The organism is Arthrobacter sp. JCM 19049 (assembly GCF_001310435.1).
Genome location: NZ_BAXF01000481.1, coordinates 1 through 1630, shown reverse-complemented (window position 1 = coordinate 1630; position 1630 = coordinate 1). Strand labels below are relative to the sequence as shown.

Genomic DNA, 1630 nt, shown 5'->3' with positions numbered 1-1630 from the left:
CCAGCGCGATGTTCTCGCCACCGAGCCGGAGAACAGGAACGCCTCCTGGGTCACCATCACCACGTGACGGCGCAGCTCCTTGTTGGACAGCTCCTTGATCGGCACCCCATCCAGCTCCAGGCTGCCCGAGCGCAGGTCATAGAAGCGGGCGATCAGCTTGGCCAGGGTGGACTTGCCCGCCCCGGTCTGCCCAACCACCGCGACGACCTGGCCGGCCGGGATGTGCAGGTCGAACTTGTCCATCACCACCGGTCCCTGGCCGTAGCCGAACACCGCGTCACTGAAGTCGATCTCGCCCTTGACCCGCTCGATGCTGCGCGGCTGCTGCGGTTCACGCACCGTGGGCTCCTCCTCCAGCAGCCCGGACACCTTCTCCAGGGCGGCGGTGGCGGACTGCAGCGAGGAGTAGAACATGGCGATCTGCTGCACCGGCTGGAAAACCCGCTTGGAGGCCAGCAACAGCGCCACCATCACGCCCACCGCCAGGGAGCCGTCAATGATGCGGAACCCGCCGTAGGCCAGCAGCGCGGCCACGGTCAGGTTGCCGATCATCACCAGACCCGGCTGCAGCACACCGAACAGGTTGAAGGAACGCACCGAGTTGTCCCGGTACTGGGCGGCAACGGCCGCATAGTTCTGGTCGTTGGCCTTCTCCCGGCGGAACGCCTTGACCGCCCGGATGCCGGTCATGGTCTCCACGAACGTGGAGATCACCCGGGCCGAGACGACCCGTGATTCCCGGTAGAGCACCTCGGAGCGGCGCTGGTACCAGAAGAAGAGGATCCCCACCGGGATGGCGGCCACGCAGACCACCAGGCCGCTGCGCCAGTCCAGCACGAAGATTGAAATCAGGGTGAACACCACGAACACGAAGGAGGAGGCCAGTTCCGAAACCCCCTGGTCCAGCAGCTCGCGCAGCGTCTCCAGGTCCGAGGTCTGCCGGGAGATGATGCGCCCGGAGGTGTAGTGCTCATGGAATTCCAGGCTCAGGCGCTGGGTGTGGCGGAAGACCTGCTGGCGCAGATCCAGCAGCATCGCCTGGGAGATCCGGGCGGCGCAGCGGATGTACCAGGCCAGCAGGAACCCGGCCAGCAGCGCACAGACGATGTACGCACCGCCGGAGACCCCCAGCGAGGACCAGTTGCCCTGGCGCACCTGCGCAGTCCAGTCGATCGCCAGGGCGATGATCATCGGCAGCGCCACGCGGGCCGCATTGGAAACCAGCACCAGCACCACGGTGAGGATGAACAGCTTCTTCTGCGGGACCGCCAGGGCGGCCAGCAGCCTGAAGGAGCGCTGGCGAACGACCTTGCGTTCGGCGGCGCTGAGCTTGATGGCGTCTTCGTTCGCCACACCTGATTGGATGCTCACTGGCCGGCCTCCGCGCTGATCAGGGTCTCGTCATCATCCAGGCTGGCGATTACGAAACGGTAGTGTTCATTGGTGCTGAGCAGGTGGGTGTGGCTGCCCACTGCGTCAATGTGGCCATCGCGCAGCAACGCCACCCGGTCGGCGAGCATCACCGTGGAGGGGCGGTGGGCCACCACCAGCGTGGTGGTGCCCTCCAGCACCTGGCGCAGCCCTGGCGGTCACCGCCTCCTCGGTGCGCACATCCAGGGCCGAGAGCGGG

Annotated in this window: 1 protein-coding gene and 1 pseudogene; both read right to left on the bottom strand. The window is 66.6% G+C overall.

Annotated features, from left to right (window positions below):
• Positions 1-1371: ABC transporter ATP-binding protein (locus JCM19049_RS13610; RefSeq protein ID WP_054821856.1), on the bottom strand; the 1371-nt coding region annotated here is incomplete at its 3' end.
• A pseudogene (locus JCM19049_RS13605) lies at positions 1368-1630 on the bottom strand (ABC transporter ATP-binding protein); the annotation flags it as partial. The pseudogene JCM19049_RS13605 and the gene JCM19049_RS13610, both read right to left, overlap by 4 nt.